The organism is Streptomyces sp. NBC_00094 (assembly GCF_026343125.1).
GTDB lineage: Bacteria > Actinomycetota > Actinomycetes > Streptomycetales > Streptomycetaceae > Streptomyces.
Genome location: NZ_JAPEMB010000001.1, coordinates 5343825 through 5369535 on the forward strand (window position 1 = coordinate 5343825; position 25711 = coordinate 5369535).

Annotated in this window: 17 protein-coding genes; 14 read left to right on the forward strand and 3 right to left on the reverse strand. The window is 73.9% G+C overall.

Annotated features, from left to right (window positions below; all coding sequences use genetic code 11):
• Positions 1–4: 4 nt before the first annotated feature.
• The 12 genes from OG580_RS23880 to moeZ all read left to right on the forward strand — a co-directional run bounded on the left by OG580_RS23880 (position 5) and on the right by moeZ (position 15074).
• Positions 5–970: an alpha/beta fold hydrolase gene (locus OG580_RS23880; RefSeq protein WP_267045714.1), complete on the forward strand. Its 966-nt coding sequence runs from the start codon at positions 5–7 to the stop codon at positions 968–970.
• A 9-nt stretch (positions 971–979) separates the two neighbouring features.
• Positions 980–2497: a DUF3152 domain-containing protein gene (locus OG580_RS23885; protein WP_267045715.1), complete on the forward strand. Its 1518-nt coding sequence runs from the start codon at positions 980–982 to the stop codon at positions 2495–2497.
• Positions 2498–2598: 101 nt separating this feature from the next.
• A complete protein-coding gene (locus OG580_RS36170) occupies positions 2599–2694 on the forward strand; it encodes an Ms4533A family Cys-rich leader peptide (RefSeq protein ID WP_323182597.1) in 96 nt (31 codons plus the stop codon).
• Positions 2695–2892: 198 nt separating this feature from the next.
• A complete protein-coding gene (locus OG580_RS23890; RefSeq protein ID WP_267045716.1) occupies positions 2893–4623 on the forward strand; it encodes an ABC transporter substrate-binding protein in 1731 nt (576 codons plus the stop codon).
• Between the two features lie 41 nt (positions 4624–4664).
• Positions 4665–5612, forward strand: a complete 948-nt coding sequence (locus tag OG580_RS23895) for an ABC transporter permease (protein ID WP_267048099.1) — start codon at positions 4665–4667, stop codon at positions 5610–5612.
• Positions 5609–6598, forward strand: a complete 990-nt coding sequence (locus OG580_RS23900) for an ABC transporter permease (protein WP_267045717.1) — start codon at positions 5609–5611, stop codon at positions 6596–6598. The genes OG580_RS23895 and OG580_RS23900 overlap by 4 nt, the downstream gene beginning before the upstream one ends.
• A complete protein-coding gene (locus tag OG580_RS23905; protein WP_267045718.1) occupies positions 6595–8247 on the forward strand; it encodes an ABC transporter ATP-binding protein in 1653 nt (550 codons plus the stop codon). Before OG580_RS23900 ends, OG580_RS23905 begins: the two co-directional genes overlap by 4 nt.
• Before the next feature lie 190 nt (positions 8248–8437).
• Positions 8438–10087 (forward strand): glycosyltransferase, encoded by a 1650-nt coding sequence (locus OG580_RS23910; protein ID WP_267048100.1) that lies wholly within the window; start codon positions 8438–8440, stop codon positions 10085–10087.
• A 646-nt stretch (positions 10088–10733) separates the two neighbouring features.
• Complete coding sequence (locus OG580_RS23915; protein ID WP_267048101.1) at positions 10734–11933, forward strand: hypothetical protein; 1200 nt, start codon at positions 10734–10736, stop codon at positions 11931–11933.
• A 190-nt stretch (positions 11934–12123) separates the two neighbouring features.
• Positions 12124–13095, forward strand: a complete 972-nt coding sequence (locus OG580_RS23920) for an NAD(P)-dependent oxidoreductase (protein ID WP_267045719.1) — start codon at positions 12124–12126, stop codon at positions 13093–13095.
• Positions 13083–13823, forward strand: a complete 741-nt coding sequence (locus tag OG580_RS23925; protein ID WP_267045720.1) for a spherulation-specific family 4 protein — start codon at positions 13083–13085, stop codon at positions 13821–13823. Before OG580_RS23920 ends, OG580_RS23925 begins: the two co-directional genes overlap by 13 nt.
• Positions 13824–13895: 72 nt before the next feature.
• On the forward strand, positions 13896–15074 hold the full coding sequence (gene moeZ, locus OG580_RS23930; protein ID WP_267045721.1) for an adenylyltransferase/sulfurtransferase MoeZ: 1179 nt from the start codon (positions 13896–13898) through the stop codon (positions 15072–15074).
• Between the two features lie 67 nt (positions 15075–15141).
• On the opposite strand, the gene OG580_RS23935 is transcribed toward moeZ, so the two are convergent.
• The 3 genes from OG580_RS23935 to OG580_RS23945 all read right to left on the reverse strand — a co-directional run bounded on the left by OG580_RS23935 (position 15142) and on the right by OG580_RS23945 (position 21153).
• Positions 15142–16704, reverse strand: a complete 1563-nt coding sequence (locus OG580_RS23935; RefSeq protein WP_267045722.1) for an alpha/beta hydrolase — start codon at positions 16702–16704, stop codon at positions 15142–15144.
• Between the two features lie 55 nt (positions 16705–16759).
• Positions 16760–18337, reverse strand: coding sequence for an alpha/beta hydrolase (locus OG580_RS23940; protein ID WP_267045723.1), 1578 nt, complete (start codon positions 18335–18337; stop codon positions 16760–16762).
• Between the two features lie 146 nt (positions 18338–18483).
• Complete coding sequence (locus OG580_RS23945; protein WP_267045724.1) at positions 18484–21153, reverse strand: lysylphosphatidylglycerol synthase transmembrane domain-containing protein; 2670 nt, start codon at positions 21151–21153, stop codon at positions 18484–18486.
• Positions 21154–21345: 192 nt separating this feature from the next.
• Between OG580_RS23945 and OG580_RS23950 the strand changes: the two genes are divergently transcribed.
• Both OG580_RS23950 and OG580_RS23955 read left to right on the forward strand, forming a co-directional pair.
• Entirely contained in the window at positions 21346–21711 is a 366-nt protein-coding gene (locus tag OG580_RS23950; RefSeq protein WP_323182598.1) for an MGMT family protein, read from the forward strand.
• 278 nt (positions 21712–21989) lie between these two features.
• Positions 21990–25622 carry an ATP-dependent DNA helicase gene (locus tag OG580_RS23955; protein ID WP_267045726.1) on the forward strand — a complete coding sequence of 1211 codons (3633 nt, stop codon included), beginning with the start codon at positions 21990–21992 and terminating at the stop codon, positions 25620–25622.
• The last annotated feature ends 89 nt before the right edge of the window (positions 25623–25711 follow it).

Genomic DNA, 25711 nt, shown 5'->3' on the forward strand with positions numbered 1-25711 from the left:
GGCCATGTCCTCGACCGAGCTGCCGGAAACCCGGACCGCTGCCGCACCTCAGGCGTCGCGGATCCGCGACGTACGGGTCGCCGACGGCGAGGAGCTCCGCTCCGTCGCCCTCCCCGGACTCACCCTGACCGTCCGCGCCCGGCCCGGCACCCGGCCCGGCCTGCCGCCCGCGCTGTACGTCCACGGCCTCGGCGGTTCCTCGCAGAACTGGTCGGCGCTCATGCCGCTGCTCGCGGACCTCGTCGACGGCGAGGCCGTCGACCTGCCCGGCTTCGGCGACTCCCCGCCGCCCGACGACGGCAACTACTCGGTCACCGGGCACGCCCGGGCCGTCATCCGGCTCCTCGACGCCGGCGGACGCGGACCGGTCCACCTCTTCGGCAACTCGCTGGGCGGCGCCGTCGCCACCCGTGTCGCCGCCGTGCGACCCGACCTGGTCCGCACCCTCACCCTCATCGCACCGGCCCTGCCCGAGCTGCGCGCCCAGCGCACCGCCTGGCCCACCGTGATGCTCGCGGTGCCCGGCGTCGCCTCGCTCTTCGCGAAGCTCTCCAAGGACTGGACGCCCGAGCAGCGGGTCCGCGGGGTGCTGTCGCTCTGTTACGGAGACCCCGACCGGGTCACCGAGGAGGGCTTCCGGCACGCCGTCGAGGAGATGGAGCGGCGCCTGGAGCTCCCGTACTTCTGGGACGCGATGGCCCGCTCCTCGCGCGGCATCGTCGACGCGTACACGCTCGGCGGGCAGCACGGGCTGTGGCGGCAGGCGGAGCGGGTGCTCGCCCCGACGCTCCTCGTCTACGGCGGGCGCGACCAGCTCGTCGCGTACCGGATGGCCCGGAAGGCGGCCGCCGCCTTCCGTGGATCGCGCCTGCTGACCCTGCCGGACGCGGGGCACGTGGCGATGATGGAGTATCCCGAGACGGTCGCCCAGGCCGCGCGGGAACTGATCGCCGACCACGGTGGGAGCTGATCCGGGACCGTGGGACGACATAGTCGCAAGGGCTCCGCGCCCTCGGTGAGTGACACCGGGCAGCGCGCGGCGGCCGGACGGACGACGGGGACGGCTGCGCAGGGCGCGGCCGGGCAGACCCGGGGAGCGCCCGGGGAGGACCCGGGGGCCACGGGACAGGCCTCGGGGACGGGGCGTCGACGCAGGGCACCGGGCGGCGGGCAGGACTCCGCAGGGACCCCGGCGCACGGCACACCCCAGTACGGGACGCCCTCGCACGGCACACCTCAATACGGGGCTCCGGCATACGGCACACCGCAGTACGGGACTCCCGCGCACGGCACCCCTCAGTACGGGGCAGCGCCGTACGGGACGCCTCCCTACGGGGCGCAGGCGTACGGCGGCGGGGGCTACGACACTCCCGCGCACGGCACCCCCGGCACCCCCGCGTACGGCATCCCCGCCTATCGGACCGTCTCCGTACGGGGCGGACATCCGCAGCACGACGAGGACGTCGTCCCGCACCCCGAGGGGTACGGTCACCGGCGCGGCGCCCACCGGGCCGCTCCGCCCGGGCAGGGCGAGTCCCCGCAGTCCGATTCCCCGCGGTCCGCGCCCGAACAGGCCGCGTCCCGGGCGCCGTTCGTCCCCGGACCCCGGCGTGAGAGCGCGTCCGCCGCGGAGGCACCCGCCGACGGCCAGGCCGGCCGGGCCTTCAAGGGCCGCACTCTGACGGGTATCGCGGCCGCCGCCGTCACCACCGTCCTCGCCGTCGTCGTCGCCGGACAGGTCGCCGACCGGGGGGACGCGCCGAGCGTCACCCGGGCCGCCGACGGGCAGGCCGAGCGCGCCTCGGGCGACACCTCCGCCTCCCGCTCCGACGACCGGATCACCCCGACGCGCCCGGCGGCCGCGGCCCCCTCGGCGGCCCCCTCGGCCCCGGCGCCGACGTACGAGCAGCTGATGACCCGCCAGTTCCCGATCGACCCGAAGCTGGACGGCTCCGGTGTGTTCGAGGCCGTGCCGGGCCTGCAGAAGGCGCCCGGCAAGGGGCGGCTGGTCCGCTACCGGATCGACGTCGAGAAGGGCATCGGTCTCGACCCGCGGCTCTTCGCCGAGGCCGTGCACAAGACCCTCAACGACGAACGCAGTTGGGCCGGTCAGGGGGCGATGGCCTTCGAGCGGATCTCCAGCGGGGAGCCCGAGTTCGTCATCACGCTCGCGAGCCCCGGCACCACCGGGGAGTGGTGTCGCAAGTCCGGACTCGACACGACCGTGGACAACGTGTCCTGCGATTCCGCCAACACCGAGCGCGTGATGATCAACGCCTTCCGCTGGGCGCAGGGCTCGGAGACCTTCGGTCCCAAGGCCATGTACGCCTATCGCCAGATGCTCATCAACCACGAGGTCGGGCACCGGCTCGGGCACGGTCACGTGAGCTGTGACACCCCCGGCGCGCTCGCTCCCGTGATGCAGCAGCAGACGAAGTCCCTGCGGGTCAACGGAATCACCTGCCGCCCCAACCCGTGGGTGTATCCCGGGAGTTGATGTTCCGCCCCTCTCGATGATGTCCACATGGCGAGACTCGTGTCTCGGGAAACCCGGAATGCGCGTTGACATCACTCGTGCGTTCGTTCATATTTCTCGGCATGTCACACCGCCACGTCACCTTCGATCGCGCCGCCATTGAGCTGGCGCTCATCGGCGTGACCGGGCACGCGGTGTCCGACGTTCTCTGTAGCTGACGCCAGCCCGAGCGCCCGTCGGCCTTTTCTCTTCTTCGTACCGCCGACGCCTTTCCGCGCCCGGGTGTTCCCTCCCCGCAGGCGTGGCTTTCTCCTGTGCCGTTCCGGTGCCCGGTCCTTTTCCGGATGTCGACGCTCGCCGCTGCCTGCGCGGAATTCCCTTTTCCCTGCCCGCAGTTCTCCGAGAGGTCTTCTCCGATGCGTCAATCGTCCGTCATTTCCCGCCGTGTGGCAGCGGCCGCCGTCAGTCTCGTCCTGGCCACGGGCGCCGCCGCCTGCGCGGGGCCCGAGGACGCAGGCGCCGAGGGAGGAACCGCCGGAAAGGCGGCCGACGGCCCGCAGAAGGGCGGCACCCTCACCGTTCTCAACGGTGACGCCCAGACCGACTTCGACCCGGCCCGCCTCTACACCTCCGGCGGCGGCAACGTCCCCTCCCTCGTCTTCCGTACGCTCACCACCCGCAACCGCGAGGCGGGCGCCGCCGGCAGCAAGGTCGTCCCCGACCTCGCCACCGACCTCGGCCGCCCCAACAAGGACGCCACGGAGTGGACGTACACCCTCAAGGAGGGGCTGAAGTTCGAGGACGGCACGCCGATCACCAGCGCCGACGTCAAGTACGGCATCGAGCGGTCCTTCGCCGCCGAACTCTCCGGCGGCGCCCCCTACTTGCGCGACTGGCTCATCGGCGGCGACACGTACCAGGGGCCCTACAAGGACAAGAAGGGCCTCGCCTCCGTCGTCACCCCGGACGCCCGGACCATCGTCTTCAAGCTGAGGAAGCCCGAGGGCGAGTTCCCCTTCGTCGCCACGCAGACCCAGTTCGCCCCCGTCCCCCAGGCCAAGGACACCGGCGCGACGTACGAGGAGCACCCCGTCTCCTCCGGCCCGTACAAGGTCGTGAAGAACGAGAACGACGGCGAGCGCCTCGTCCTGGAGCGCAACGAGCACTGGGACCCGAAGACCGACGAGGAGCGCAAGGCCTACCCGGACAAGATCGACGTCCGGTCCGGGCTCGACGAGGCCGTCATCAACCAGCGCCTCGCCACCTCCTCCGGCGCCGACTCCGCCGCCGTCACCACCGACACCAACCTCGGACCGGCCGAACTCGCCCAGGTCGGCTCCGACAAGGCACTCGCCGCCCGCGTCGGCACCGGCCACTTCGGCTTCACCAACTACCTCGCCTTCAACCCGAAGGTGAAGCCCTTCGACAACCCCAAGGTCCGACAGGCGATCTCGTACGCGGTCAACCGCACCAGCGTCGTCAACGCGGCCGGCGGCTCCGCGCTCGCCGAACCCGCCACCACCTTCCTGCCCGAGCAGAAGTCCTTCGGCTTCACGCCGTACGACCACTTCCCGGCCGGCAAGACCGGTGACCCGGCCAAGGCGAAGCAGCTGCTCAAGGAGGCCGGATTCCCGAACGGCCTCACCGTCACCCTGCTGCACTCCACCGCCCAGAACCGCGCCACCAGCCCCGAGATCGCCACCGCCGTCCAGGAGGCCCTCGGCAAGGCCGGCATCACGGTGAAGCTGGACGGCCAGGAGCCCAACTCCTTCAACGAGAAGCGCTGGAGCGTCAAGGACGCGCCCGGCTTCTTCCTCTCCCGCTGGGGCGCCGACTGGCCCGCCGGCGGCCCGTTCCTCGCGCCGATCTTCGACGGCCGGCAGATCGTCGCCGACGGCTCCAACTACAACCACGCCCAGCTGAACGACCCGGCAGTCAACAAGGAGATCGACGAGATCAACAAGCTGACCGACCTGCAGGCCGCCGCCGCCCGCTGGGGAGCCCTCGACAAGAAGATCGGCGAGCAGGCGCTCGACGTGCCGCTCTTCCACCCCGTCTACAAGCGGCTCGTCGGCAAGAGCGTCAAGAACGTCGTCATCAGCGACTGGACCGGCGTCCTCGACATCTCGCAGGTCGCGGTCAAGTGACCGTTCTGACCGACACACCGCTCGCCGACACGACGGCGCCCGTGGCGGGCACCCCCGCCCCGGGCGCCGCCCGGCAGACCTGGCGGCGGCTCCGTACCCGCCCCGCCGCCCTCGTCTCCGCCGGTGTCCTCCTCCTGCTCGTCACCCTCGCCCTCGCCGCGCCGCTGCTCGCCGCCCTGGAGGGCCAGGACCCGTACGCGTACCACGACGACCTCGTCGACTCGGCGCGCGGCGGCGTCCCGTACGGCTCCTTCGGCGGGGTGAGCGCCGACCACTGGCTCGGCGTCGAACCCGGCACCGGCCGCGACCTGTTCGTCCGCCTCCTGTACGGCGCCCGGATCTCGCTCCTCGTCGCCGTCGGCGCCACCGCCGTCCAGGTCCTGCTCGGCGTCCTCGTCGGGCTGGCCGCCGGGCTCGGCAGCCGCTGGGTCGACGGGCTCCTCGGCCGGATCACCGACGTCCTCGTCGCCCTGCCGATGCTGGTCCTCGCCATCGCGCTGACCGCCGTCGTCCCGCGCGGCTTCCCCCGCCCGCTGCTGCTGATCCTCGTCATCGGCTTCCTCGGCTGGGCCGGCACCTCCCGGATCGTGCGCGCGCAGACCCTCGCCCTCAGGAGCCTCGACTTCGTCGCCGCCTCCCGCCTCGCGGGTTCCGGACGGTGGCGGACCGCCCGCCGCGAAATGCTGCCCTCGCTCGCCGCACCCGTCATCACCTACGCGGCCATCCTCGTCCCCACCAACATCGTCGTCGAGGCCTCCCTCTCCTTCCTCGGCGTGGGCGTCACCCCGCCCACCCCGTCCTGGGGGCAGATGCTGTCGACCGCGCAGACCTGGTTCCGCGCCGACCCCGCGTACGTCCTGCTGCCCGCCGGACTCCTCTTCGTCACCGTGCTCGCCTTCACCGTCCTCGGCGACGCGGTCCGCACGGCCCTCGACCCGCGCGAGGCCAGCCGGCTGCGCGTGGGCAGCCGTAAGGAGACCTCCCGATGACCCGCTACGTCCTCAAGCGGCTCGCGGGTGCCGCACTCGTCCTCCTGGCGCTCTCGGTCCTCGTGTACGCCCTCTTCTACCTGGCGCCCGGCGACCCCGCGCGGCTCGCCTGCGGAGAGCGCTGCAACCCCCAGCAGGTGGCCCAGGTGCGTGAGCAACTCGGTCTGAACGAGAGCGTGTTCGCGCAGTACCTGCACTTCCTCCAGGGCGTGTTCACCGGCCGCGACTACTCCACAGGCACCTCCGTCGTGCACTGCGACGCGCCCTGCCTCGGACTCTCGTACCAGAGCGATCAGCAGGTCACCCGGCTCGTCCTGGAACGGCTCCCCGCCACCGCCTCGCTCGCCCTCGGCGCGCTCGTCGTCTGGCTCGTCGTCGGCGTCGGTACGGGGCTGCTCTCGGCGCTGCGCCGGGGCGGCCCGACCGAGCGGATCCTCACCGTGCTGACCCTCGCCGGGACCGGCACGCCCGTCTTCATCCTCGGGCTGATGCTCCTCATGGTCGTCTGCGCCCACCTTCAGTGGCTGCCCTTCCCGAGCTATGTGCCGCTCGGCGAGGACCCGGAGCAGTGGGCCTGGAACATGCTGCTTCCCTGGCTCACCCTCGGCTTCTTCGAGTCCGCCAAATACGCGCGGCTCACGAGGAGTTCGACCCTGGAGACGCTCGCCGAGGACCACATCCGCACCTTCCGGGCCTACGGCGTGGGGGAGCGGGCCGTCGTCACCCGCCACGCGCTGCGCGGCGCCGTCCCGTCCGTCGTCGCGATCAGCGCCGTCGACGTCGGCTCGATGTTCGGCGGAGCCGTGCTCACCGAATCCCTCTTCGGCATCCCGGGACTCGGCAAGACCCTCATCGACGGGGTCCGCGACATCGACCTGCCGGTGGTGGTGGGCGTGGTCATGGTGATGGGCGCCGCCGTCGTCCTCGCGGGCGTCGTCGCCGACCTGCTGTACGCCGCCGCCGACCGAAGGGTGGTCCTGACGTGACCCCGCACAGCGAAGGTCCCCTGGTGGAAGTCCGGGACCTCACCGTCGAGTTCGACCGCGAAGGCGACCCCGTACGGGCCGTGGACCGCCTCTCCTTCACCCTCGGCGAAGGCCGCGCCCTCGCCCTCGTCGGCGAGTCCGGCAGTGGCAAGTCGACCGTCGCGGGCGCCCTCCTCGGCCTCCACCGGGGGACGGGCGCGCGGGTCACCGGCTCCGTACGGGTCGGCGGCATCGACGTCGGCTCCGCCGGCCCGGGCGAGCTGCGGAGACTGCGCGGCGGCGTCGCCGCGATGGTCTTCCAGGACCCGCTGTCCGCCCTCGACCCCTACTACGCCGTCGGCGACCAGATCGCCGAGGTCTACCGGGTCCACGCCGGAGGCTCCCGCCGGGACGCCCGGGCCCGCGCCGTGGAGGTCCTCGACCGGGTCGGCATCCCCGACGCGGCCCGCCGCTCCCGCTCCCGCCCGCACGAGTTCAGCGGCGGCATGCGCCAGCGCGCCCTCCTCGCGATGGCCCTCGCCTGCGAGCCCCGTCTCCTCGTCGCCGACGAGCCGACCACCGCCCTCGACGTCACCGTGCAGGCCCAGATCCTCGACCTGCTGCACGAGGTGCGGCGCGAGACGGGCACGGCGCTGCTCCTCGTCACCCACGACGTGGGCGTCGCCGCCGAGAGCGTCGACGAGGTGCTCGTCATGCGCGGCGGCCGCGAAGTCGAACGTGGACCCGTCGGCGGGGTGTTGGGCGCCCCCTCGGAGCCGTACACGCGAAGGCTGCTCGGCGCCGTGCCCCGGCTCGACGGGCCGGTGCGGCCCGCCGCCCCCGCGCCCACGGGCGAGCCACTCCTCGAAGCGCTCGACCTGCGCCGGGAGTTCGGGCGCGGCAAACGTGCCGTGACCGCCGTCGACGGCGTCTCCCTCACCGTCCACGCGGGCGAGACCCTCGGCGTCGTCGGGGAGTCCGGCAGCGGCAAGACCACCCTCGGCCGCATGCTGGTGCGGATCCTCGACCCGACAGGGGGCCGGCTCCGTTACGGGGGTGCGGAGATCGGCACCCTGTCGGAACGGGAGCTGCGCCCGTACCGCCGCGAGCTCCAGATGGTCTTCCAGGACCCCGTCGCCTCCCTCAACCCGCGCCGTTCCGTCGGCGAGTCCATCGCCGACCCGCTGCGCGTGGCGGGGGAGCGCGACGAGACCCGGATCCGCGCCCGGGTGCGGGAGCTGCTCGACCGGGTGGGGCTCGAACCGGACCGGGACGGGGCCTACCCGCACGAGTTCAGCGGCGGCCAGCGCCAGCGCGTCGGCATCGCCCGCGCGCTCGCCGCCGAGCCCCGCGTCATCGTCTGCGACGAACCCGTCTCCGCGCTCGACGTCACCACCCAGGCCCAGATCACCGCGCTCCTCGCCGAGCTCCAGGCCGAACTCGGTCTCGGGCTCGTCTTCATCGCCCACGACCTCGCCGTCGTCCGGCAGGTCAGCGACCGCGTCGCGGTCATGCGCGGCGGCCGGATCGTCGAACAGGGCACGGTCGAGGCGGTGTACGGGGCGCCCAGGGATCCGTACACGCGCCGGCTCCTCGCCGCCGTCCCCTCGCTCGACCCGGTCCTCGCCGCGGAGCTCCGGGTGCGGCGCCAGGAACTGGCCGCCGCCTGACCCTCCGTAACCTTCCCGACGCGTACCGCGACAGAACGCGACCGGGGTGGGAAAGTTACGTGCATTCACCCCTTCCGGTGGTGCGACGGACAACCGTCCGTCGCACCACCGGGATCTCCGCTTACGTTCTTCCCGCTGCGAGTCGCCGGACCAACGGTGGCCGCCGTCAAGGGAGATCGGGGGTGTGCTCGTGCGGATCGGACTACTCACGGAGGGTGGCTACCCGTACGCCACCGGTGAGGCCGGACTCTGGCGCGAACGGCTCGTACACGGGCTCGGGCAGCACCAGTTCGACCTCTACGCCCTCGGCCCCACCGGCACCCGGCGGCCGCTGCCGCCGAACGCCCGGATCGTCCGTACGGGAGACATGGGCGCCGCCGCCCCGGACGGCGGCGCGCCGACGAGCCGCATCCGGCGCGCCGCGTTCGGCGAGGGCCGCGCCTCCCGCCGGGCCTACGGACGGCGCGAGCGCCGCCGCTTCACCGAAGGCTTCCACGCCCTCGCCACCGGCCTCTGCGCCGAACACGACGAGACCTCCTTCGCCACCGGGCTCCACGCCCTCGCCGACCTCGCCCGAGAGCGCGGCGGACTGCCCGGCGCGCTCCGCTCCGACGACGCCGTCCGCGCCCTCGAATCCGCCTGCCGCGCCCCCGGCGCCCGCCGGGCGGCCGCCGGGGCCGGCCTCCCCGACCACCTCGCCTTCGCCGACCACCTGGAGCGCGCCCTGCGCCCGCTCTCCCTCGACTGGTACGCGGAGGAGGCGCTCGGCACCGTCGACCTCTGCCACGCCACCGCGGGAGGCGCGGTCGCCCTTCCCGGGCTCCTGGCCAAACGCTTCTTCGGGACCCCGCTCCTCGTCACCGAGTACGGCGTCCAGCTCCGCGCCCACTACCTCTCCGCGACCGTCGCCGACCACTCCACCCCCCTGCGCGCCCTCCTCGCCGCCCTTCACGGCAGGCTCGCCGCCGAGACCTACCGGCAGGCCGCCGTCCTCACCCCCGGCAACGCCCACTCCCGCCGCTGGCAGGAGAGATGCGGCGCCGACCGGGCCCGGATCCGCACCGTCCATCCCGGCCTGGCCGCCGACCGCTTCGCCGAGGTCGGCGAGGACGAGGAGAGCGGCGACCCGGCCACCCTCGTCTGGGTCGGCCGGGTGGAACCCGCCAAGGACCTCGTCGCCCTGCTGCACGCCTTCGCCGAGGTCAGAGCCCGCCAGCCCGACGCCCGGCTGAGGATCGTCGCCGTACCCGCCGGTGAGCCCGGCGCCGACGCGTACCTCACGCACTGCAAGGGATTCGCGGCCCAGCTCTTCCCCGACGAGGCCGCCGGGGCGCACGCCGTCGGCGAGAACCCCGTCACCTTCGAGGAGCTCGGCGGCCCCGAGGCGCCCACCCTGGAGGACACCTACGCCTCCGCCGCGGTCGTGGTCCTCTCCAGCGTCGTCGAGGGCTTCCCGACCAGCCTCGTCGAGGCGATGTTCTGCGCCAGGGCCACGGTCTCGACCGACGTCGGCGCGGTCGTCGAGGTCATCGGCGGCACCGGCCTCGTCGTCCCGCCGCGCAACCCGCGCGCGCTCGCCGACGCGTGCCTCGCACTGCTCCGGGACCCCGAGCGGCGCCACCGGCTGGGCGCCGCGGCCCGTGCCCGCGCGCTCGAACTCTTCACCGTCGAACAGAACCTCGCCGCGTTCCGCGGCATCTACCTGGAGCTTCTCTCCCACGCGCCGGTGCGCCACCGTCCCGGCGACGGCGTGCCCTTCGCCCACCCGGCCGAGGCCCATGTGCCCGGCAGCTGGACGCACCAGGCCGTGACCGCGGGCACAGGAGCCCCTGATGCCTGAAGGAGACACCCCCATGCGCGGCCCCGCCGCCCCCACGAGCCCCGGAGCCTGGGACGCCCGCTCCGAAGCCCTCCTCGGCACCCCGGCCCTGACCACGCTCGACCCCGAGACCCGTGACCTCCGCACCTCCGAGGACCCGCTCGACGCCGCACCGCCCGGGATAGCCCCGACGGGAGAGCCCGCCCCGGCCGACGCCCCCGAGACGGGCGACACGGAGCCGCCCTGCGGGCTGCCCGTGGGCAGGGACGAGGATGGTTCCGCGTGCGAGGACGAGGACCGCGCCGAGTTCGAGGTCGCCGACCGTCCTGTGTACGAGGGCGAGGACCGCGCCGAGTTCGAGGTCGCCGACCGTCCTGTGTACGAGGGCGAGGACCGCGCCGAGTTCGAGGTCGCCGACCGCCCTGCGTACGAGGGCGAGGACCGCGCCGAGTTCGAGGGCGCCGACCGCCCCGTGTACGAGGGCGAGGACCGCGCCGAGTTCGAGGGCGCCGACCGCCCCGTGTACGAGGACGAGGACCCCGCCGAGTTCGAGGGCGCCGACCGCCCTGCGTACGAGGACGAAGACCGTCCCGCGTACGACAGCCCCGACCGCCCCCCGGCCGGCCGCGTCGACCTGCCCGAGGCTCCGGAGCGCGGTCTCGCCTGGATGGCCGGGGTCCAGGAGCCGGCCCCGGCCGCGGACGGGCCGGCCGTCGAGGCCCCCGTGTCGCTCCCGGCGCCGGGCCCCGTCCCGGCGGCCGCCCCCCAGCCGGCCGGGGGGCCGGGTGCGCCGGCACCCGGTTCCCCGGCCTCCGCCTCCGCCCCGCGCCCCCGGCGAGGGAACGCCGACCCCGTCAAGGTCCTCATGCACCGGCACCGCGAGCTGTGCGAGCGGGCCGTCGACCCGCTGGAGATCGCCGCCGGGCTGGAAGCGCAGGGGTTCACCGACCGGACCGCCGCCCGCTTCCGGCACCGGGACGTGTTCGCGCTCGCCGAGGAGCTGTACGCGCGCGTGCCCCGGGGACGCGAGACCGCACCGCCCCCGGCGCCGACTGAACGCGTCCGCGCGCCCTGGATGCTCGCCGCCCTCGCGCCCGGCGCCGCCGCCGGGCTCGCCGGGATCGGGCTCGCCCTCACCCACGGGTCCGTACGCCTCGCCGTCGGAGCCGCCGGCGCCCTCGCGCTCACCGCCGCCCTCCTCCTCGCCGTACGGCGAGGACCGCTCCGCGCCCCCGGAGGCCGGACCGTGCCCGCCGCCCGCCTCTGGACCCTCTGGCTCCTCGCGTACGCGGTCGGCGGCGACGGTCTCCTGACGCAGGTGCTCACGGGCGGGCCCGACGGGCCCTGGGAGCTCACCCCCGGCCCCCTCCTCGCCCTCGCCCTCGCCGTCGCCCCCGCCGCCTGGGGCGCCCACCTCTTCGCGAGCCGGGCCCGCCGCAGGATCGCCGACAGCAGGGGACTGGCCGACTTCGCGGCCGGCGCCCGGCCGCTCCTCCTCGGCACCGTGGCCCTCCAGCTCCTCGCCCTCACCGTCCTTCTGGTCCTCACCGGGTTCAGCCCCGGGGCCCTCGCCCTCGGCGCGGTCCTGCTGCTCGCCCGCCTCCTCACCGTGCACGGCTTCCCCGAGACGGCCTCCGCCGCGCTCGCCGCCGCCTGCGCCGCCGAGGCCCTCGCCCTCGCGAGCGTCCTCGCGGCCCGTATCCCCGCCCCCGGCTTCGACGCACTCGCCGCCCCCGTGCGCGCCCTCGTCGACGCCGCGGGACCCGGGGCCGTACCCACCCTCGTCTGCGGCGCCGCCGCGCTCGGCCTGCTGGCCCACGCGACCGGCGCCCTCGCCCGGGCCTCGGCCCACACAGCCACTCCGTGAGAGCCCGAGCGAAGGCCCGGCGACCACCGCAACCACCACCCCGCCGAGCCTCTCGCCGAGACACCTTTCACACCCGCGGAGCCGACGCCGCGGGCGTGCCCCGCCACCTTTCTCATCACCCCGCAAGGAGACCGAAGACCATGACCCCTCAATCCCAAGGACCGGCCGGTCGGCACGTAGGGGCCGCACGATGAGGGTGCTACTGCTCGGAGCCAACGGCTTCATCGGCCGCTTCGTCGCCGATCGGCTGCTCGCCGACCCGGCCGTCCACCTCACCGCCCTCGGCCGGGGCGACGACGCCGACGTCCGGTTCGACCTCGCCTCCGGCAGCCCGGGCGCGCTGACCCGCTTCCTCGACGCCGTCCACCCCGGGGTCGTCGTCAACTGCGCGGGCGCCACGCGCGGCGGCGCCCGCGAGCTGACCCGGCACAACACCATCGCCGTCGCCACCGTCTGCGAGGCCCTGCGCCGCAGCGGCTGCGGCGCCCGGCTCGTCCAGGTCGGCTGCGCCGCGGAGTACGGCCCGAGCCAGCCCGGCTCCTCCACGGCCGAGGACGCCGTACCGCGCCCCGGCGGCCCGTACGGGGTGTCGAAGCTGGCCGCGACGGAACTCGTCCTCGGCTCGGGGCTCGACGCCGTCGTCCTGCGGGTGTTCTCGCCCGTCGGCCCCGGCACGCCCGCCGGCTCCCCGCTCGGCCGGCTCGCCGAGGCGATGCGCCGCGCGATGCAGGCGGGGGACGGCGAGCTCAAGCTCAGCGGCCTCGGCGTGCAGCGGGACTTCGTCGACGTACGGGACGTCGCCAGGGCCGTCCACGCGGCCTCGCTCTCCGCCGCGCAGGGCGTCGTCAACATCGGCACCGGCCGCGCGATCCGGCTCCGCGACGCCGCCGCCGTGCTCGCCCGGGTCGCCGGCTACAGCGGCAACCTGCACGAGCTGGACGCCCCGCACGGCATGTCGCAGCGCCCGATGATCGGCGCCCCCCGTACCGAGGGGACCATCGCCGACCAGCTGGCCGCCGCCCCGTACCCGTACCCCGACGGCTGCGGACCCTGGCAGCAGGCCGACGTCAGGACCGCCCGCGACCGGCTCGGCTGGCGGCCCCGGATCAACCTGGAGGAGTCGCTGGCCGACATCTGGATGGAGGCCGCGTGTCGCATCTGACGACGACCACGGGGGCGGTCCAGGCGCTGGGGGTGGGCGTGCCCGGTTACGCCCACCCGCTGCTCGCCCCCGTGGAGTGGGGCGAGCTGACCCGCCCGGGGACACCGCTGCACTGGGCCGTGCTCAACGTCGCGGACGGCCCCGGGAGCCGTCCGGACCCGCACTGTCTGGAGGCGGCGGGGAAGCTCCGTAACGCCGGGGTCAGGGTCCTCGGCCACCTGGACCTGGCCCACGGCTCCCGGCCCTTCGGGGAGCTGGTCTCGGACGCCCACCGCTTTCTCGACTGGTACAAGGTGGACGGTTTCTACCTGGACCGCTGCCCCTCGGACCGGGCCGACCTGCCCGGGACGCGGCGGCTCACGGCGACCCTGGAGGCCGTCCTCGGCGGCGAGGCGCACCTCGTCCTCGGGCACGGCACCCACCCCCATCCGGGGTTCGCGGAGACGGCCGACCAGCTGGTCACCTTCTCCGGCTCCTGGGTGGACTACCGCTGGTCACAGGTGGCGGAGTGGACCGCCGACTACCCGGAGGCGAAGTTCGTCCACCTCGTGCACGGCGTCCCGCGCACGCACCTCGACGAGGCGCTGCGGATCGCCCGCTGGCAGGGGGCCGGGACGATCTTCTTCACCGACCGCGCGGGTGGCCCGGGACAAAGCACGCCATTTCACTCGCTGCCCGGCTACTGGGACGAAATCGTCTCGCGGATCGGACCGGGTGTCTCGGAATGAGGAGGGGCGTGGCAGTGTTACGGGGAGAACAACCGTACTGACATACCGACCAGCTGTATTGATGAGGTCTCCGTGACGCTGCCACCCCTGGTCGAGCCGGCTGCCGAGCTCACCGTAGACGAGGTCCGCAGGTACTCCCGCCACCTGATCATCCCGGACGTCGGGATGGACGGGCAGAAGCGGCTGAAGAACGCCAAGGTGCTGTGTGTCGGCGCCGGAGGCCTCGGCTCGCCGGCGCTGATGTACCTGGCCGCCGCCGGCGTGGGCACGCTCGGCATCGTGGAGTTCGACGAGGTCGACGAGTCGAACCTCCAGCGCCAGATCATCCACAGCCAGGCCGACATCGGCCGCTCCAAGGCCGCCTCGGCGCGCGACAGCGTGCTCGGCATCAACCCGTACGTGAACGTGATCCTTCACGAGGAGCGGCTTGAGGCCGACAACGTGCTGGACATCTTCAGCCAGTACGACCTGATCGTCGACGGCACGGACAACTTCGCGACGCGCTACCTCGTCAACGACGCGGCCGTGCTGCTGAACAAGCCGTACGTCTGGGGTTCCATCTACCGCTTCGACGGCCAGGCGTCCGTCTTCTGGTCCGAGCACGGTCCCTGCTACCGCTGCCTCTACCCGGAGCCCCCGCCGCCGGGCATGGTCCCGTCCTGCGCCGAGGGCGGCGTCCTGGGCGTGCTCTGCGCGTCCATCGGCTCCATCCAGGTCACCGAGGCCATCAAGCTCCTGGCCGGCGTGGGCGACCCGCTGGTCGGCCGCCTGATGATCTACGACGCCCTGGAGATGCAGTACCGCCAGGTCAAGGTCCGCAAGGACCCGAACTGTGCGGTCTGCGGCGAGAACCCGACCGTCACCGAGCTCATCGACTACGAGGCCTTCTGCGGCGTCGTGTCCGAGGAGGCCCAGGAGGCGGCGCTCGGCTCGACGATCACTCCCAAGCAGCTCAAGGAGTGGATCGACGAGGACGAGAACATCGACATCATCGACGTCCGCGAGCCGAACGAGTACGAGATCGTCTCGATCCCCGGCGCGCGACTGATCCCGAAGAACGAGTTCCTGATGGGCACCGCCCTCCAGGACCTCCCGCAGGACAAGCGGATCGTCCTGCACTGCAAGACGGGTGTCCGCAGTGCGGAGGTCCTCGCGGTGCTCAAGTCCGCGGGCTTCGCGGACGCGGTGCACGTCGGCGGCGGCGTGATCGGCTGGGTCCACCAGATCGAGCCCGAGAAGCCGGTCTACTAAGCCGGTCTCGTAGTTCGTACGCGGAAGGGCCCGGACCTCGTGACGAGGTCCGGGCCCTTCCCCGTGCTCACCCGCAGGTCGTGCCGTACGCCGGGACCGTGCCCTTCAGGAAGTACGCGTCGACCTTCTTCGTCACGCACGGCGAGGTGCCGTAGGCCCCGTGTCCCTCGCCCTTGTTCGTGACCAGGACGCCGACGCCCTCGCCGAGCTCCTTCGCCATCTTCTCCGCGCCCTCGTACGGGGTCGCCGGGTCGCCGGTCGTGCCGACGACCAGGATCGGGGCCGCGCCCGGCGCGCTCGCCTGCGGCGTCGACCGCTCGCCCTTCACCGGCCAGTCCGCGCACCAGCCGGCCGTGTCCCAGGCGAGGAACGCCCCGAAGACGGGGGAGAGCCCGCGGAACTCGGGGATCAGCGCCTTCGCCTGCGCGGCGGTCGGCCGCTCGCTGGAGTCGGCACAGGAGATCGCCCGCTGGGAGTGCGACTGGGTCGCGTAATGGCCCTTCTCGTCGCGGTCGTTGTACCAGTCGGCGAGCTGGAGCAGGGTGCGGCCGCTGCCCCGCTCGGCCTCCTCGAGGGCCTGGGTGAGCAGGGACCAGTTGGCCTGCCCGTACAGCGTGACCGCGATGCCCGTGAGCGCGAGGCCCTCGGTCAGCCGGCGCTCGCCGACGGTCAGCGGCTCGCGGTCCAGCTTCCGCAGCAGGCGCGTGATCCGCTCCGTCCCGGCCTTCGGGTCCTGGCCGGTGCTCTTCAGGTAGTTGTCCAGGGCCCGCTGGAAGCCGATCGTCTGGTGGCGGGCGTGCCCGGCGGTGTCCGCTGTCGGGTCGACGACCGCGTCGAGGACGAGCCGGCCCACGTTCTTCGGGAACAGATGGGCGTACGTGCCGCCGAGCTGCGTCCCGTACGACATGCCGAAGTAGTGCAGCTTCTCGTCCCCGAGGACCTGTCGGATCAGGTCCAGGTCGCGGGCGGTGGCGCTGGTCGTGGTGTACGGGAGGACCGTGCCGGAGCGGCGGGCGCAGCCGGCGCCGAAGGCGGCACTGTCCTTGAGGTACGCGGCCTCCTCGGCGGCCGTGTCCGGCGTGAGGTCCACGGAGGCCTCGGCGGCGGCCTGTTCGGCGTCGTCCCGGCAGACCACGCCGGCGCTGCCGCCGACGCCCCGCGGGTCGAAGCCGACGAGGTCGTAGCGCTCGCCGAGCTTCCCGTACTCCTCGGCGGCCCGGGGCAGGATGTCGACGCCGGAGGCGCCGGGGCCGCCGAAGTTGAAGAGGAGCGAGCCGACGCGGGAGCTCCGGTCGGTCGCCTCCTTGCGGACCAGCGCGACCGGGATCGTCGCGCCGTCGGGCTTCGCGTGGTCGAGCGGCACCTTCACCGTCGCGCAGCGCCACTCGGAGCCGGGCCGCTGACCCGACTCCGGGGCGGGGCAGCGCTTCCAGTCGGGGCGCTGGCCCGTGAGGGCGGCCGGCAGCGCGGGGGGCGCGGCGGGCGCGGAAGGCTCCGGGGGCTTGGCGTCGGTGGTCGTCGGCGGGGTGGAGGTGGGGGCGGCCGTCGGGGCCCCGCTCCCACCGCTCGTACAGCCCGCGACGAGGAGTCCGGTCACGGCCAGCACCGTCATGCGTACACGTATGGACATGTGTTCCCCCAGGAGCCCGGCAAGGCCGCCCATCTTAGGGGTGTCCTGGCGGTGTTCACTTGCAGACGGTTCCGGAGGTCGGCGCCTTCCCGGCCAGGAGGTACGCGTCCACGGCCTTCTTCACGCAGGCGTTGCCGCTGTTGTAGGCGCCGTGGCCCTCGCCCTCGTACGTCAGCTCCACGCCGACGCCCTTGCCGAGCGCGTTCACCATCGCCCGCGTGCCCTCGTACGGCGTGGCCGGGTCCCCGGTGGTGCCGACGACCAGGATCGGGGCCGAGCCGGGCGCGGACACGTCCGGGTGGTCCCAGGTGCCCGGCACCGGCCACTGCGAGCAGCTCGACAGCGCCCAGCCCATGAAGTCGCCGAAGACGGGAGAGGCCTCGCGGAACTCGCCGAGCCGCTCCTTCGCCTGACCGAGCGTGTAGCGCTCCTTGAAGTCCACGCAGTTGATGGCGGCGTTGGCGGCCTGGATGTTGCTGTACGAGCCGGTCTGGCCGCGGCCGTTCATCGAGTCGGAGAGCGAGAGGAGCAGTGCGCCGTCGCCGCCGTCGGCCGCCTCGAGACCCTGCTCCAGGTAGGGCCAGAAGTCCTTGGAGTACAGGGTCTGCGCGATGCCGTTGGTGGCCTGCGTCTGGGTCAGCTCGCGGCTCCCGATGCCCGGGATCGGCTTCTTGTCGAGCTCGGCCAGCAGGTCGGTGATGAAGGACTCGACCTCGGCGACGCTCGTACCGGGCAGGGCGCACTCGTCGCCCCGGTCCACGCAGTCCTGGGCGAAGTTGTCGAGGGCGAGCTGGAAGCCCTTCGCCTGGCCGAGCGCGCCCTCCTCGACGCCCGCGTCGGGGTCGACGACGGCGTCCAGGACGGCCCGGCCCACGTTCTGCGGGAAGAGGTGGGCGTAGACGCCGCCGAGCTCGGTGCCGTACGAGATGCCGAAGTAGTGCAGCTTGTCGTCGCCGAGGACCTGGCGCATCAGGTCCATGTCCCGGGCGGCGTTCTCGGTGCCGACGTGCGGCAGGGCCGCGCCGGCGTCCTTCTCGCACCCGGCCGCGTACCGCTTCTGCGCGTCGGAGAGGGTCCGCTCCTCGGCCTCGTCGTCGGGCGTGAAGTCGAGGGCGTAGTAGGCGTCGAGCTCCTTGTCGGTGGCGCACTCGACGGGGTCGCTGCGGCCGACCCCGCGCGGGTCGAAGGAGACCAGGTCGTAGCGGGAGCGCAGGCTCTCGTACTCCTCGGCGAAGCCCGGCAGGCCGGTGATGCCGGAGCCGCCGGGCCCGCCGAAGTTGAAGACGAGCGAGCCGATCCGGGCGTCGCCGCCGGCGCGTGCCCGGGCCCGGATGAGGGCCAGCTCGATGGTCTCGCCCTCCGGCACCGACCAGTCCAGCGGTGCCTGGAGGAAGGAGCACTCCCAGGCGGTGCCGTCGGGCAGCGGCGAGGGCGCGGTCCCGCCGCCCTCGGCGGCGGACGGCGCCGTGCAGGGAGCCCAGACCAGCTTCTGCGCCGCGAGCGACGAGAGTCCGGCCGAGCCGCTCGGCTTCGTCGCCTCCGTGGCGTCCCCGCCCCCGTCCGAACAGCCGGCGGCGAGCAGCACGGTCGTGGCGGTGATCAGGGCGGCGCGCTGGGCGGCGGAGATCGGCATAGGCCCATGGTGGGCCGCTGTCCGGACCTCCGCGCGGGGCGGAGGTCCGGACGGGTGGCCAGGGCGCTGTGCGGCCCGGGCCGGAGCGCTATGTGGCCGGGGTTGTGGCGCTGCGCGGCCCGGGCCGGAGTGCCCTGCGGCCCGGGCTACAGCGCTTCGCGCTTCGTCAGCCAGTTGAAGCAGATCCAGCCGGGGAGCACCGGGATCCACAGGGTGAGCAGGCGGTAGAGCAGGACCGCCGGGGTGGCGACCTCCAGGGGCAGGCCGACGGCGACCAGGCCGAAGGTGAGCGCACCCTCGACCGCGCCGACACCGCCCGGGGTGGGCGCCGCCGAGCCGAGCGCGTTGCCCGCGAGGAAGACGACGGCCACGCTCGCGTAGCTGACCGTCTGGTTCCCGTGGCTGAAGGCCCGGATCGAGGCGTCCAGGCAGAGGACGAACACACCGGTCAGGAGGAGCATCCCGCCGATGCCGGTCAGCAGCTTCATCGGCCGCTGGAGGACGTCCAGCATGCGCGGCACCACACCGGCGAAGAGCGAGCGCAGCCGCGTCGACACGAACTTCCGCATGAACGGGATGGCGGTCACGACCAGGACGAGCACCGCGACCGTCAGCAGTCCGGCGATGACCGTCCTCGACGGCGTGAACGACTGCGACTTCTCCGTCCCCGTCAGATAGCCGAAGGAGAGCAGGAGCAGGATGTGCGCCCCGAGCCCGAAGAGCTGCGAGGCGCCGACGCTCGCGACCGCGAGCCCCGGTCGCACACCCGCGCGCTGGAGGAAGCGGGTGTTCAGGGCGACACCGCCGACCGCCGCCGGGGCGACGATCTTCACGAACGAGCCGGCGACCTGGGCCACCACCGTCCGCCAGAACCCGACCCGCTCCGGTACGAAGCCCAGCAGGCTCATCGCCGCCGCCACGTAGCTGACCGCCGAGAACAGGACGGCCGCCGCCACCCACCGCCAGTCCGCCTGGCTGATCGTCGACAGCGGCGTACGCGCGATCTGCGACAGCAGGAAGTAGGCGGCGACGGCGCCCGCGATCAGACTGACCAGCGTCCGCGGCTTGATCCGCTCCAGACGGACCGGCTCCACCGGCGCCTGCGGACGGATCAGCAGCACCTGCCGGCGGATCTGCGCGAGCAGGTCCTCCTCGCGGGCCTCGTCGAGCGCCGTGTCGAGGGCCCGCTTCTCGGCCTTCTTGTCCGCCTTCTTCTCGGCCCTCTCGGCCTTCTCGGCCCGTACGTTCTCGGTCCGCCCGTCCGTCCGGTCCACCGCGGTCGTGGTCGCGGCCTCGGCCTTCGCGAGCTCCCGCTCGCGCTTGGCCGCCTCGGACGCCGCGAGCACGGCCTCGCGCTCGCGCTTCGACCGCTCCCGCGCCAGCCTCCGCAGCGTCGCGCGCGTGGAGCGGCTCAGCGCGATCGGCTGGAGCAGCGGCATGCAGCCGGCGACGCTGTCGGGTCCGAGGACCTCCACGGCCGCCGCGACCGCCCGCTCCGCCCCGACGCGCAGGCCGAGGGTGGTGAGCAGCTGGGCGATGTCCATCCGCAGGACCAGGTCCCCGGCCGCGATCTCACCGCCCCGCAGGTCGGTCAGGAACACCCTGCCGGAACGATCCACCAGAATCGCGTCACCCGCGAGCCTGCGGTGCGCGATCCGGCGCGACTGGAGCGCCCGCACCTGCCGCCAGGCGCTGCGCACCAGCTCGTCGGTGATCTCCTTGTCGTCCAGCGAGTCCAGGCTCCGGCCGCCGATGTGCTCGTAGACGAGCATCACGGCGTCCGGCCCGAGCTCCGAGGTCGCGATCAGCTTCGGCGCGTTCGCCCCGGCGGCGATGGCCGCGTAGGCGAGGAGCGCCTCCTGCTCCAGGGCCTGGCGCAGCGAGACGATCGACCGGCGGGTGGTGATCGTCCGCAGCGTGATCCGCCGCCACACCCGGTAGAAGAAGCCGTGCGCCTGCTGCTCACGGTCGACGACGGTGACGTCGAGCGGCGGCCCGTCCTCCAGGGTCACGATGTACCGGCGGCCCCGGTCCCCGATGTCCGAGGAGTCGGGCACGCCCTCGGCGCGCAGCGCGGTCACGGGACGGAAGCCGACCCTGCGCAGGCCGGCGAGGAGGGTCTGCCCGGTGGGCCGGACGTTGGGGGAGCCGACGGCGTACAGCGTCCCGTACGCGACCGTCCAGCCGATCAGCACGGTCAGGACGATCGAGAGCGCGGTGGTGTAGCCGGCCACCAGCATCGTGAACGCGTCGAGCAGCAGCACCGCCCAGAGCGACACCCGCCAGCGGGGCCTGCGGGCCATGCCGACGGCGGTCATGTACGCGATGACCGGGGCGAGGTAGTTGTGTACGGGGTCGGTGAGCCCGCCGCCGGACTGCGGCTGGGTCAGCGCGTCCTGGATCGTGCCGGGCGCCGCCTGGGCGACCCAGAGGTCGGTGGCGAGGGTGACGCCGTGCGCGAGGACGGCGGCGAGGACGCCGTCGGCGATGCGCAGTCCGTCCCGTTTGATCAGCCGTTCGATGGCGAAGGCGACCGGGACCAGCAGGACCGCGATGGAGGAGACGAGACCGGCGATCTTGACGAAGACGTCCGGGGCGCCGACGGCACCCTTGTTGATGTCCTCTTCCAGGCCCGACGTCGTGGCGTGGGCGAAGGCGGCGACGGCGATGACGAGACCGATGGCGAGGAGACCGGCGAGCAGCCGCATCAGGTCGGAGGGCCGGTGGACGCGGGCGGCGAGCAGGGGTTCGTCCCCGGAGACCCGCTCGGGCATGTCGGGGTGGGCCTCCTCGGGAGGCTGTGTGTCCTGCCCCATCACCATGTCCGTCTCTGCATGCGCTTCGTGTGGCTCTCGTTCTTTTTCCGGTTCTCGTACGTGCTCGTGCCCGTGTTCTCGACCGTGTATCTGTCGCTCTTGATCTCGTATCACCAGTCACCGCCCGCACGATGGTGGCACGAAGAGCCGCCGCGCGGAGGCAGCAGGGCCATGTCGGTGGGGTGAGGCAGGATGGGGCGGATGAGCGTGGAGGAACCCGTGGGGGAGACCGGAGAACTGCCCGAGTACGCGGAGCGGGTGCTCGACGTGGCCGACGGGATCCCGCCCGGCCGGGTGATGACCTATGGCGACGTGGCCGAATGGCTGGGCGAGGGGGGACCCCGTCAGGTCGGCCGTGTGATGGCCCTGTACGGCGGGTCGGCGCCGTGGTGGCGCGTGGTCCGCGCGGACGGCACGCTCCTGCCCGGACACGAGCTGAGGGCCCTCGACCACTACCGCGAGGAGGGCACCCCGCTGCGCGCGGCGGGCCCGGCGGCCGAGGGACACGTACCGAGGATCGACATGCGGCGGGCGCGCTGGGACGGAACTCACACCTGAGGGCCGAGCCCCGGGGGACGGGAGTCCGCCGCGCCGGGCAGCGGTGGGCGTGGGGCGGCCGCGGTACGGAGTACGGGGCGTGGGGCGGCGGGAGTACGGAGTACGGGGCGTCGCGCGGTCGTGCGTACCGCCCGGCGTACGGCCCGGGGTGCGCCTCCGAGTACGGCTCGTCGGCCGTCCGTTTCGCGTAACGTCGACGTTCGCGTCTTCCGCGGCGACGGCCGCCGCACCCGGGCGCCTCACCCGCACCACCACACCCCCCAGGACCGGCGAACCACGTGAGCTCCTCCTCCACCACCCGGCACACGCCGCACCAGGGACAGCCGTACCCGGGTCCGGGCCGGCAGCGGACCCCGGGCGCGTACCGACTGGTGCGTACCGCGCCGGCCCCGCTGGATCCCCCTCAGCTGGACGCATCCCAGCGGGAAGTGGTTGACCACACCGGCGGACCTCTTCTCGTCCTCGCCGGACCCGGCACCGGAAAGACGACGACGCTCGTGGAGTCGGTCGCCGCCCGGATGGAGCGGGGCGCCGACCCCGAACGCCTCCTCGTCCTCACCTTCAGCCGCAAGGCCGCCGTCGAACTCCGCGACCGGATGGCCACCCGGCTCGGCGGCCGCCGCCCGCCGCAGGCGACGACCTTCCACTCGTACTGCTACGCCCTGATCCGCGCCCACCAGGACGCCGAGCTCTTCGCCGAACCGCTGCGCCTGCTCTCCGGACCCGAGCAGGACCTCGCGGTGCGCGAGCTGCTCGCCGGCCAGATCGACCTGGAGAAGGCGGGCCTCGGGCGGGTCGGATGGCCCGACGAACTGCGCGCCTGCCTCACCACCCGCGGCTTCGCCGACGAGGTACGGGCCGTCCTCGCGCGCTCGCGTGAGCTGGGCCTCGGGCCGGACGCCCTGGCCCGCTTCGCCGAGCGGGTCGGCCGCCCGGACTGGAAGGCGGCGGCCGGCTTCCTCGCCGAGTACCTCGACGTCCTCGACCTCCAGGGCGTCCTCGACTACACGGAGCTCGTCCACCGGGCCGTCCTGCTCGCCGGGAGCGTCACGCTGCCCGCGTACGACGCGGTGTACGTCGACGAGTACCAGGACACCGACCCCGCGCAGGTCCGGCTCCTGCACGCGCTCACGGGGGGCGGCCGGGGGACGGTCGTCGCCTTCGGCGACCCGGACCAGTCCATCTACGCCTTCCGCGGCGCCGACGTGAACGGCATCCTCGACTTCCCGGCCGCTTTCGGCGGCGACGACGTGCGCGTCCTGCGCACCTCGCGCCGCGCGGGCGCGGAGCTGCTCGGGGCGACCCGGCTGCTCACCCAGCGGATGCCGCTGACCCGGCTCCCCGCCGACAAGGTCCGGGCGCACCGCGAGCTCGCGGCGGCGCGGGACGGGGGCCTGGCGGAGGCGTACACGTACCCCACGGCCTCGGCGGAGGCGGAGAACATCGCCGACCTGCTGCGCCGGGCGCATCTGGAGGACGGCGTCCCCTGGCAGGACATGGCGGTCCTCACCCGCGCCGCCGCCTCCCTCCCGTCCCTGCGCCGCGCCCTCACCTCGGCGGGAGTCCCGGTCGAAACGGACGCCGCGGACACCCCCCTCCGCCACGAACCCGCCGTGGCCCCGCTGCTGCTCGCGCTTCGCGCGGTGGCGAAGCAGGGGGGTGCGCCCCCGGACACCCGGGCCACGGCCGAGCCCGGAGCCGGGCCGACCCTGGCCGCGGGCGAGCCCGCGCCTACGGCGGACCTGGTTGTGGTTGAGCCTGTGCCTACGCCGGACCTGGTTGTGGGCGAGGCCGCGTCTACGCCGGACCTGGTTGTGGGCATGCGTTCCGCCGGGGCTGGGGGTACCTCCCAGGCGGAGCTCTGGGGGAGGGTGGGCACAACCCACGACGGCGCCGCACTGTCGGCCCGCCCCTCCGGTCGTATCGCCGCCACGTCTGACGCGGGCGAGCCCGGTTCGCCCCTGCCCACGGGCGCGGCCGACGAGGCCCCGTCCCCGGAGACGGCCGCCGGCACTGGCACCGCCACCGACACCGCCGGCTGGCTCACCGTCGAGACCGCGCTCGAACTGCTCGCCTCCCCCCTCGCCGGAGTGGACCCCGCCGACCTCCGCCGCCTCGGCCGCGCCCTGCGCGACGAGGAACGCGCCGCCGGCAACAAGGTCCCGCCCCCCTCCGACGTCCTGCTCGCCCGCGCCCTCGCCGAGCCCGAGCGCCTCGTCGCGCACGACCCCGCCTACGCCCGCGGCGCCCAGCGGCTCGGGAAGCTCCTCCAGGAGACCCGGGCGCTCCTCGAAGCGGGCGGCACCGCCGAGGAGGCCCTCTGGGTGCTCTGGAACGGCACCCCATGGCCCGGGCGCCTGGAGCGCTCCGCCCTGCGCGGCGGCCCCGCCGGCCGCAACGCCGACAGGGACCTCGACGCCGTCTGCGCCCTCTTCGAGACCGCCGCCCGCGCCGAGGAACGCGTCGGTGGCCGCGGTGTCCTCAACTTCCTCGAAGAGCTCGACGCCCAGGACATCGCCGCCGACACCCTCACCCGCCGCCACACCCGCCCCGACGCCGTCCGCCTCATGACCGCCCACCGTTCCAAGGGCCTCGAATGGGGCGTCGTGGTCGTCGCCGGCGTCCAGGAGGGCCTCTGGCCCGACCTGCGCCGCCGCGGCTCCCTCCTCGAAGCCGACCGCATCGGCCGCGACGGCCTCGCCGAGCCCCTCACCCCCGGCGCCCTCCTCGCCGAGGAGCGCCGCCTCTTCTACGTCGCCGCCACCCGCGCCCGCGACCGCCTCGTCGTCACCGCCGTGAAGGCACCGGCGGAGGACGGCGACCAGCCCTCCCGTTTCCTCGCCGAGTTCGGCGTCGAGCCGAAGGAGGTGCCCGGCCGCCCCCGCCGCCCCCTCGCCGTCTCCGCCCTCGTCGCGGAGCTCCGCGCGACGACCGTCGACCCGGCCGTCTCGCCCGCGCTCCGCGACGCCGCCGCCCACCGCCTCGCCTCCCTCGCCGCGCTCGCCGACGAGGAGGGCCAGCCGCTGGTGCCCGCCGCGCACCCGGACCGCTGGTGGGGCCTGTTCGAACCGACGCACAGCACGGTGCCGCTGCGCGACCGCGACCGGCCCGTCGCCCTCTCGCCGAGCGCCCTGGAGAACCTCGCCACCACCTGCTCCCTCCAGTGGTTCCTGGGCCGCGAGGTCAAGGCCGCGGCCCCCGCCACCGCCGCCCAGGGCTTCGGCAACGTCGTGCACGTCCTCGCCGACGAGGTCGCCTCCGGCCGCACCCCCGCCGACCTCGACGTCCTCATGACCCGCCTGGACTCCGTGTGGGACGCCCTCGCCTTCGACGCGCCCTGGAAGTCGGCCCAGGAGAAGGCCCACGCGCGCGTGGCGCTGGAGCGCTTCCTGCGGTGGCACGTCATGGACCGCGGCGGCCGCACTCCCGCCGCCTCCGAGCACGGTTTCGACGTGACCCTGGAGGCGGGGGAGTACGAGGTCCGGATCCGCGGCTCCATGGACCGCGTCGAGACCGACGAGCACGGCCGTGCGTACGTCGTCGACTTCAAGACCGGCAAGTCCGCCCCCACCAAGGACGAGGTCACCCACCACCCGCAGCTCGCCGTCTACCAGCTGGCGGTCCGCGAGGGCGCGCTCGACGAGGTCTTCGACGGGCACAGGCCGGAGCCGGGCGGCGCCGAACTCGTACAGCTGCGGCAGCCCGCCCCCAAGAAGGAGGGCGGGGACGCCCTGCCGAAGGTCCAGGCCCAGGAGCCCCTGGCCGGGGAGTGGGTCGGCGACCTGCTGGCGACCGCCGCCGGCCGGGTCCTCGACGAGCGCTTCACCCCCACCACGGGCCAGCACTGCACGAACTGCGCCTTCCGCGCCTCGTGCAGCGCCCAGCCGGAGGGCCGCCAGATCGTCGAATGACGGCCGCGCCGAATGTCCCACTGTGCGGAGGGTCACGTTCCGGCCCGTACATCCTTTGTTCGTCCTCGCAGGTCACTCTCTTCGCGACA